The organism is Paracoccus sp. (in: a-proteobacteria) (assembly GCF_035556475.1).
Taxonomy (GTDB): Bacteria; Pseudomonadota; Alphaproteobacteria; order Rhodobacterales; family Rhodobacteraceae; genus Paracoccus.
This window is the reverse complement of sequence record NZ_DATMFA010000086.1, coordinates 1-7956: the sequence shown is the minus strand read 5'-3', so window position 1 is coordinate 7956 and position 7956 is coordinate 1. Positions and strand designations below refer to the sequence as shown.

Here is a 7956-nt window from a genome sequence, read left to right as displayed (position 1 = left end):
AAGATGAATGGCGGCGTCGCCCGCCCCGATCTGGGGGCCGAGAATGTGGCGGCGGTCGAGATGGGCGCGGCCAATCTTGGCCGGCATATCGAGAACCTGCGCGGCTATGGCCTGCCGGTGGTGGTCGCGATCAACCATTTCACCTCCGACACCGATGCCGAGATCCGGGCCGTGCGCGACTATGCCGCCCGCCACGGTGTCGAGGCGATCCTTTGCCGCCACTGGGCCGAGGGCGGCAAGGGCGCCGAGGAGCTGGCCCGCGCCGTCGCGCGGCTGGCCGAGGGTGGCGAGGCGGATTTCGCGCCGCTTTATCCCGATGACATGACGCTGTGGCAGAAGATCGACACGATCTGCAAACGCATCTACCGCGCCGATCACGTCGAGGCGCCGCCCGGGGTCCATGCCCAGCTTGCCGCCTGGCAGGCGGCGGGCTACGGGCATATGCCGGTCTGCATGGCCAAGACGCAATATTCCTTCTCGGCCGATCCGACCGCGCTTGGCGCGCCGAGCGGCTTCACCATCCCCCTGCGCGAAGTGCGCCTTTCCGCCGGAGCCGGTTTCGTCGTTGCGATCTGCGGCGAGATCATGACCATGCCGGGCCTGCCTCGCGAACCGGCGGCGCTGCGCATCGGGCTGGACGATCACGGCCGGATCGAAGGGCTGTTCTGAGTGTATCGCGCGGGACTGCCCCTTGCCCGGCCGGGCATGCGGATCGGCCTTCTGGGAGGCTCCTTCGATCCCGCGCATCCGGGCCATGTGAATATCACCGAGGAGGCGCTGCGCCGCTTCGGGCTGGACCAGGTCTGGTGGCTGGTCAGTCCCGGCAACCCGCTGAAAGCGCATGGACCCGCGCCGCTGGACGAGCGGGTGGCGCGGGCGCGGCGGATCATGCGCAATCCCCGCGTCGTCATCAGCGACCTTGAAACCCGCCTTGGCACCCGGATGACGGCGGACACCATCGCGGCGTTGCAACGGCTTTATCCCGGCGTGCGCTTCGTCTGGCTGATGGGGGCTGACAATCTGGTGCAATTCGACAAATGGGACCGCTGGGAGGAGATCGCCGCCCGCGTCCCGATTGGCGTCATTGCCCGTCCAGGGTGGCGGATGCGGGCCCGTTTCTCGCGCGCGGCGCGCCTGATGTGGCGCAATCGTGTTCCAGAAGGGCAGGCGAAACGGCTGCCTGATTGTTTTCCCCCGGCATGGACCATGCTAAACGTGCCATTGAACAAGCAGTCCTCGACTGCGATCCGTGCGCTTGTTGCCGGGAGAGAAGACCAATGAGACTGACGAGACGCGGCATGCTCGCGGGCTTTGGCGCGGCAATCTTCGCCCGGCCGCTACTGGCGCAGACGCCGATCAATGCGGTTGCGCCTTTGGCGACCTTTGATGCCGAACCTGCTATCCTTGCCGCGAAGCTGGGCGGCGAGGTCAGCTTTACCGTCATGGATACCGCAACCGGGGCGATGCTGTCGGGGCGGCGGGACGACATGATGATGGCCCCCGCGAGCACGCTGAAGGTGGTGACGGCGCTTTACGCGCTGGACCGGCTTGGCCCGGATCACCGCTTTGTCACGCGGGTCTATCGCCATGGCGACGACCTGATCCTTGCCGGGGGCGGCGATCCGCTGCTCGACACCGACGGGCTGGCGGAGCTTGCCGCCGCCACGGTCGGGGCATGGCAGGGGACACCGCCGAAGCGCTTCCTCGTCTGGGGTGGCGCATTGCCGCGGCTTGAACGCATCTCTGACGCGCAGGACGAATATCTTCCCTATAATCCAAGCGTTTCGGGGATGATCCTCAACTTCAACCGGGTTCATCTGGGCTGGAAGGCCGGGCAGGTCTCGCTGGAGGCGCGGGGGCGTAAGCAATCGCCGCGCGCCTATACCATCGCCGTCGGTGCGGTGGATCGCCGTGCGCCGCTTTTCACCTATGACGGCAGTGGCACGAAGGAAAGCTGGACCATCGCCCGCAATGCCATCGGAAAGTCGGGCTCGCGCTGGCTGCCGGTCCGCCGGCCCGAGCTTTATGCGGGGGATGTGTTCCAGACGCTGTGTCGGGCCAAGGGTCTGGTCCTGCCGACGCCAGAGGTCGCGGGCACGGCCCCGCTGGGGGATGAGATCGCGCATCGCGACAGCCCGGCCCTGACCGAGATTGCCCGCGGTATGCTGGAATATTCGACCAACCTGACGGCCGAGGTGATCGGGCTTTCCGCGAGTGGCGCGGCAAGCCCCGAAGCCTCGGCGCAGGCGATGGCGCTGTGGCTTCAGCCCTTGCTGCCGGGCGAGCGGTTCGAGTTCCACGACCATTCCGGCCTTTCCTCGCAAAACCGGCTGACGGCCGCCACGCTGACCCGGCTTCTCGCGGCCGAGGGCGAGCGCCGGGGCCTTGCCGATATCCTGAAGCACATCCCGCTGAGGGACGAGCAGGGCAAGAGGAAGGAAAGCGATATCAACGTTCTGGCGAAGACCGGCACGCTGAATTTCGTCTCGAACCTCGCCGGCTATGCCGATGGGCCAGAGGGGCGCCGGATCGCCTTCACCATCCTGACCGGGGACGAGCCGCGCCGCGCCGCGACCGAGGGACAAGAGCTTCCCGAGGGCATGAGGGCTTGGGTCCGCCGGTCGAAGGCGATGCAGCAGGCGATGATCGAGGGCTGGATCGGGTCGATGCCGGCAGAGATCGCCGCGCCCGCGCCCGAGACGGTGCAGGCCGGCGTTCTGCGCTGACCGTTAAAGGACGCGGTGGCGCACGCGCGCGGCCATCTCGATCGCGGCGGAATGCAGGCGGTCAATTTCCAGCTGGTCGCGGATCTCGGCCAGCATCTCGGCCTCGACCTCGCCCAGCCGCCCATCGGAGGCGGCGACGTCGCAGGCCAGCAGATAGGCGGTCTCGTAGAGTTTCTCGGGCAGGGAATCGCGCACGAGGCCGAAAAGCGCGTCGAGTCCGTCCTCCTCCTCGAAAAGCGAGATGACGGTCTGCGAGATGGCCCGGATCCGGTCGATGTCGTAATTCGCGAAAACCGGAGTGTGGTTCACCGCGCGTTCGATCGCGACAAGCTCGGCCGTGCGCAGGTTCTGGTCCGAGGCCGAGACCCCCACCATGACGGCAACGAGGGCGTCACAGGGCGAGAACGAGGGCAGGGTGTCGGACATGGCAAATCTCCGTTGCGTTTCCGGGGGTAATTATTGACCATTACGCGGCGTTTCAATACGGGGAACGTTCAGCAATGGAGACCCGAAATGACCGCTCTGCGTGATGCCGCGATGAAATCAAAGGCCTGGCCCTTCGAGGAGGCCCGCCGCGTGCTGAAACGTTACGAGAAGAAGGACCCCGAAAAGGGCTATGTCCTGTTCGAGACGGGCTATGGTCCCTCGGGCCTGCCGCATATCGGCACCTTCGGCGAAGTTGCGCGCACGACGATGATCCGCCGCGCCTTCCAGATGATCTCGGACATCCCGACGCGGCTGTTCTGTTTCTCGGACGACATGGACGGGATGCGCAAGGTTCCCGACAATGTGCCGCAGCAGGAGATGCTGCGCGAGCACCTGCAGGAGCCGCTGACCACCGTGCCGGATCCGTTCGGCGAATATCCGAGCTTTGGCGACCATAACAACGCCATGCTGCGGCGCTTCCTCGACACCTTCGGGTTCGAGTATGAGTTCATCAGCGCGACCGAGTTCTACAAATCGGGCCAGTTCGACCCGACGCTGCTGCTGGCCGCCGAACGCTATGACGCCATCATGGAGGTGATGCTCGCCAGCCTGCGCGAGGAGCGTCAGCAGACCTATAGCTGCTTCCTGCCGATCAGCCCCAAGACCGGCAAGGTGCTTTACGTCCCGATCAAGCATGTCGATGCGAAGAACGGCACCATCACCTTTGACGACGAGGATGGTCAGGAACTGACGCTGCCGGTGACCGGCGGTCAGGTGAAATTGCAGTGGAAGCCGGATTTCGGCGCCCGCTGGGCTGCGCTCGACGTCGATTTCGAGATGTATGGCAAGGACCACTCGACCAACACGCCGATCTACGATTCGATCTGCGAGATCCTTGGCGGCCGCAAGCCCGAGCATTTCACCTATGAGCTGTTCCTTGACGAACACGGGCAGAAGATCTCGAAATCCAAGGGCAATGGCCTGTCGATCGACGAATGGCTGACCTATGCCGCGACCGAGAGCCTGAGCTATTTCATGTATCAGAAGCCGAAAACGGCCAAGCGGATGCATTTCGACGTGATCCCTAAGGCGGTCGACGAATATCACCAGCAGCTCCGTGCCTATCCCGACCAGACGCCCGAGCAGCAATTCGCGAACCCGGTCTGGCATATCCATGGCGGCGATGTTCCTGCATCCGACATGGTGGTGCCGTTCCAGATGCTCCTGAACCTCGCCTCGGTCGCCGGGGCGAAGGACAAGGAGGGGCTCTGGGGCTTCATCCGCCGCTATGCGCCGGAGGCGAGCCCGGAGACGAACCCGACGCTGGACCATGCGGCCGAGTTCGCGGTGCGTTACTTCAACGACTTCGTTGCGCCGACGCGGACCTTCCGCGCCCCCACCGAGGTCGAGCGCCGGGCGCTGGAGGATCTGGCCGGGCGCCTTGCCGCATGGGAGCAGCCGGTGGATGCCGAAGCCCTGCAAACCATGGTCTTCGCCATTGGCCGCGAACATGGTTTCGAGCCGATGAAGGACTGGTTCCAGGCGCTTTATCAGGTGCTTCTGGGCGCCGATCAGGGTCCGCGCTTTGGTGGTTTCATCGCGCTTTACGGCGTCGATGAGACCCGCAAGCTGATCGAGCGCGCCCTTGCGGGCGAGCTTCAGGCCAACTCGGTCGCCTGACCCCAGGGCCGGAACCGTTGCGCGCGGCCGCGTTGCCGCGCGCGTATGGTTAAAGCTTCGTTAACGCCGGAAGCTCAGTTTCTGTCCCGACCGCGCGGCCCAGTGGCCCGCATGATTGGGAAGGGGAGACACCGGCATGACGAACGCCATCGTTGGCAGCAAGGCGCTGATGCCGCGCGAGTTCCGGCTGGGACTGAATTTCTGGTCGCGAACCGATGGCACGCCCGGCTCGCCGACCTGGGCGGCGCAACCGAACGCCGCCATCGTCCCGGCGGACGAGGATTTCGGAAGCTGCCTCGAGATCCTGAAGACGGAGAACGTCACCTCGCTCAGGCATATGCGGCAGACGCCGATCAGTCCGGGGACGTATCTGCGGATCTCCACGAGGGTGAAGGTCATCGCCGGGAACATTCCGCAGTTCCGCATCGCGGGTTATGCCGGGACGCTGGCCGCGGGGAATATCCCGAGCGCGAAGCAGATCGGGCCGGTGGTGAGCGTCGCATCCTATGGCGAGGTGGTCGAGGTCGTGGCGATCGTCGGCACTGGCAGCCGCGACGGCGTCGACATGCCTTGGGGGCGAACGGCAGTTTTCGGCTATTTCGGGCTGGACCTGATCGGCGACAATAACGGCTCGGTCCGCATCGAGAACATGGTGATCGAGGACGTGACCGCCGCATTCGTGCCCGGAATGCTCGACTGGGTCGATGTGCGGGATTTCGGCGCGGTCGGCAATGGGGTCACGGATGACCGTGCGGCTTTCGTGGCCGCGAACCAGGCGGCGGGGACGCGGCAGGTTCTGGTGCCCGAGGGGACGTATTTCATCGGCTCGGACCTCAACCTCAACTCGGCGGTGCGTTTCGTCGGCACGCTGAAGATGCCGCGCACTGCCCGGCTGGTCCTGTCGGGCAGGTTCGATTATCCCACCTATGCCGATGCCTTCGGCGACGAGACCGAGGGGATGCGGCGCGCGCTGCAGGCGCTGTTCGGCTTCACCGATCACGGCTCGCTCGATCTTTGCGGGCGGAGCGTTCATCTGACGCAGCCGATCAAGGTCTCGGAGTTCTCGCCCGGTCTCAGCAGTTTCGCGAACCGGCGCGTGATCACGAATGGCCAGATCTCGATCGTGCCGGGGGCGGCATGGGACAGCACATCGGTCACGATGCGCGCGACCTATAATCCCGCCAAGCCGCAGGTGTTGTCGGCGGTGGCGAATGTCGCAGGGATCGAGGTCGGCGCGCGTGTCTCGGGGAACGGCGTCGGGCGCGAGGTCTATGTGAATGCCCGCAACGTCGCCGCCGGGACCGTCACCCTGTCGCAGCCGCTTTACGGCGGGGCGGGGACGCGCAACTATACCTTCACCCGCAATCGCTATGCCTTCGATTTCTCGGAGATGGAGCATCTGAGCCGCCTGAACTTCGACGATGTCGAGTTCCTGATGGACGGCAATGCCAGCGGCGTGATGCTGGCGCGCAGCGGTTCGATGAACTGTTTCCGCGATTGCTATTTCACCCGGCCGAGGGATCGCGGCATCACCTCGATCGGCAGCGCATGCCAGGGGATGCTGGTCGACCGCTGCGAGTTCCTGTCGAACGAGATGGGCGATCTGGCGCAGAACCGCAGCTCGGTCGCGCTGAATGTGAACAACAACGACACCAAGATCCGGCATAGCCGCTTTGTCCGCTTCGGGCATTTCATGGTGGCGGGCGGCGGCGGCCACATGATCGAGGGCAACCACTGGTTCCAGGGGGATGCCGCGCTGAACGGCGTGCGCTTTGGCGGGCTGATCCTGACCCAGCCCAATGTGCAGGCGACGATCACCGGCAATTACATCGACAATTGCACGATCGAATGGACGAACGAGCATGACGCCCGGCCGAATTTCGAGGGTAACGAATATTCCTTTGGCGGCCTGACCATCACGGGGAACACTTTCCTCGCCTCGGACACCACGCAGGGCTTCAGCTGGCTGGTGGTGAAGCCCTACGGCACCGGGCATTTCATCCACGGCCTCGCCGTTCTGGGTAACGTGTTCAAGTCTTTGAACAACAAGGTGAATCGCATCGACAAGGTCGATACCACCTTTGCGGGGCTGGACTATACGCGGATGCGCAATATCCAGTTCCAGGGCAATATGTTCAACGGCGTCCTCACTTATGTGGCGAACCCGGTCGATATAACCCATAACCAGGCATCGGCGGCGTCGCGCTGGGTCGTTCCCGTCGATGTCGCGCTGCCGTTCAACGGCTGGGCCAGGCGGGTCGAGTCCGTCGTCGCGACCGGGCCGATCACCAATGCCAGCAACGGCCGCATTACCGAGATGCCCTGGCTCCAGGCCGCGCAGGGCACGAGCCGCAAGCAGATCGGCATCAACTGGAGCGCCGCAACCAAGGGATCGGTGGCCCTTCGCGTGCGCATGGACAACCCCGACTAGCCTTTCATCGCCTCTTTGCCTCTGCCGCACCCCCGGTCGCCCAGCGACCGGGGTTTTCGCCATCCGTCGCCTGCTGGCTGCGGGTTTTTTGTCAAAAATTTACGGATTGACTAAGATCCGGTGAATAAATTTACAAAATTCTTGTTTTAAGAAAAAGGTTTACGGCAAGCGTGTCGTGGTATTAACGTAACGCCAAACCGGTTCCGTCACAGGCAGCCGTTGCGCCAGGAGGAGTGGCGTTGTCGCGAGACGACCCGGAATGCGAGTTTGAGGAGGCCCGCCATGTCCGTTGAACATATTGCCAAACATCCGATCCCTGCTGCTTTCGGGGAAGCTCTGCTGAATGCGGACGACTATGCGCGCCTCTATGAGGAATCCGTGACGGACAGCGACGGTTTCTGGCGGCGCGAGGGGCAGCGCCTCGACTGGATCCATCCCTACAGCATCGTCAAGAATACCGACTTCACCATGGGCAAGGTCTCGATCAAGTGGTTCGAGGACGGGATCCTGAATGTCGCGGTCAATTGCATCGACCGCCACTTGCCCGCGCGGGCGAACCAGACCGCGATCATCTTCGAGCCGGACGACCCGGAAGCGCCGGTGCGCCACATCACCTATGCCGAGCTTTCGGAGAAGGTGAACCGCTTTGCCAATGTGCTGCTGAGCCAGGGTGTCATGCGCGGCGACCGGGTG

The 7956-nt window shown here is 64.2% G+C and carries 7 protein-coding genes; 6 read left to right on the top strand and 1 reads right to left on the bottom strand.

Features of this window, described 5'->3' with window-relative positions; translation table 11 throughout:
- The 3 genes from VNQ78_RS11065 to VNQ78_RS11055 all read left to right on the top strand — a co-directional run.
- On the top strand, positions 1 to 669 hold a 669-nt coding region (locus VNQ78_RS11065), incomplete at its 5' end, for a formate--tetrahydrofolate ligase (protein WP_325689633.1).
- Entirely contained in the window at positions 670 to 1281 is a 612-nt protein-coding gene (locus VNQ78_RS11060; protein WP_325689631.1) for a nicotinate-nucleotide adenylyltransferase, read from the top strand. It begins immediately after the preceding gene.
- Positions 1278 to 2726, top strand: a complete 1449-nt coding sequence (locus tag VNQ78_RS11055) for a D-alanyl-D-alanine carboxypeptidase/D-alanyl-D-alanine-endopeptidase (protein ID WP_325689629.1) — start codon at positions 1278 to 1280, stop codon at positions 2724 to 2726. Before VNQ78_RS11060 ends, VNQ78_RS11055 begins: the two co-directional genes overlap by 4 nt.
- Positions 2727 to 2729: 3 nt before the next feature.
- Here VNQ78_RS11055 and VNQ78_RS11050 read toward each other — a convergent pair whose 3' ends face one another.
- Positions 2730 to 3152 (bottom strand): tellurite resistance TerB family protein, encoded by a 423-nt coding sequence (locus VNQ78_RS11050; RefSeq protein ID WP_325689627.1) that lies wholly within the window; start codon positions 3150 to 3152, stop codon positions 2730 to 2732.
- Positions 3153 to 3239: 87 nt separating this feature from the next.
- Between VNQ78_RS11050 and VNQ78_RS11045 the strand changes: the two genes are divergently transcribed.
- From VNQ78_RS11045 to VNQ78_RS11035, 3 genes are all read left to right on the top strand, one after another.
- Complete coding sequence (locus VNQ78_RS11045) at positions 3240 to 4832, top strand: lysine--tRNA ligase (protein WP_325689626.1); 1593 nt, start codon at positions 3240 to 3242, stop codon at positions 4830 to 4832.
- Positions 4833 to 4968: 136 nt separating this feature from the next.
- Positions 4969 to 7263 carry a glycosyl hydrolase family 28-related protein gene (locus tag VNQ78_RS11040; RefSeq protein ID WP_325689624.1) on the top strand — a complete coding sequence of 765 codons (2295 nt, stop codon included), beginning with the start codon at positions 4969 to 4971 and terminating at the stop codon, positions 7261 to 7263.
- Between the two features lie 282 nt (positions 7264 to 7545).
- On the top strand, positions 7546 to 7956 hold a 411-nt coding region (locus VNQ78_RS11035; RefSeq protein WP_325689622.1), incomplete at its 3' end, for an acetyl-coenzyme A synthetase N-terminal domain-containing protein.